Origin of the sequence: Neptuniibacter pectenicola, assembly GCF_001597735.1 — a bacterium.
Lineage (GTDB): Bacteria > Pseudomonadota > Gammaproteobacteria > Pseudomonadales > Balneatricaceae > Neptuniibacter > Neptuniibacter pectenicola.
The window spans coordinates 1-262 of the sequence record NZ_LUTS01000137.1; the positions used below are offsets into that span (position 1 = coordinate 1).

A 262-nucleotide genomic window follows, 5' to 3' on the forward strand; every position below is an offset into this window, starting at 1 on the left:
AACTACCCGATGTGGTGGATGGCTTTGCGAGTGAAGGCTTGATTCAGTTCTTCTTTGAAGATACCGATAATGGTTTCAACATCTACGTGCTTGACGAGTCTAACCAAGTGGAAGTGTATCATCAGATGCGTGGTAGCAAAGATGAGATGATCGCGAGTGTAAACAGCTTCTACACGTCTAACGTTGATAGCGAAATGTCATCGAAGTTAATTAACTTCAACTTACCGCAGTACTACCAACTGATTCATCCTGAAGAGGGAGA

General features: G+C 43.1%; 1 protein-coding gene. It reads left to right on the forward strand.

Going from position 1 to position 262, the window contains the following annotated elements; genetic code table 11:
- Positions 1 to 262: class I adenylate cyclase domain-containing protein (locus A3773_RS17230; RefSeq protein WP_197462874.1), on the forward strand; the 262-nt coding region annotated here is incomplete at both ends.